The organism is Arthrobacter sp. GMC3 (assembly GCF_002929305.1).
In the GTDB taxonomy this organism is placed as follows: Bacteria; Actinomycetota; Actinomycetes; order Actinomycetales; family Micrococcaceae; genus Specibacter.
The window spans coordinates 1-538 of the sequence record NZ_PJIO01000148.1; the positions used below are offsets into that span (position 1 = coordinate 1).

Here is a 538-nt window from a genome sequence, read left to right on the forward strand (position 1 = left end):
CGAGAAACCAGCTGGGGCCGAAGCGGCGTGGCTTGCGCTCGCGCGGCTCGCTTGCCGTATCGGTGACAGGTGCCTTGGGCAATGCTGCAGATGGGGTGGCCATGGTGTGCTCCGGCTGAGAGAAGGCCATGAGGGCTCGGGCGAGCCCTGTCCGGTTTCATCTTCGGAAGAAAATGCCTACTTGGGATAACCGGCGCGCTTCATTTCCCGCGTCGTGGATTGCTGCACCGCGGTGAGCATCTGCTCGACCGGCATCTGCCCGGTCAGCGCGGCGGAGAACATCTTGCCGACCTGGGTACCGATGGCCTGGAACTCAGGGATGGTGACCAGCTGGATACCGACGTAGGGCACCGGCTTGGCCGATGGCGAGGCGGGATCGGCCTGCTTGAGCGACTCCAGGGTGATCTCCGCGAACGGCGCGGCCGCCATGTATTGCTCGTTGTAGGTGGACTCGCGCGTGCCCGGCGGCACGTTGGCGACGCCATCGGTCTCGGCGACGAGCTTGGCGTAGTCCTTGGAAGTCGCCCAGGCGGTGAAG

1 pseudogene is annotated in these 538 nt (G+C 65.4%); it reads right to left on the minus strand.

From position 1 onward, the window contains the following. Nucleotides 1–177: 177 nt before the first annotated feature. Nucleotides 178–538 (minus strand): annotated as a pseudogene (locus CXQ94_RS24065) (sugar ABC transporter substrate-binding protein); the annotation flags it as partial.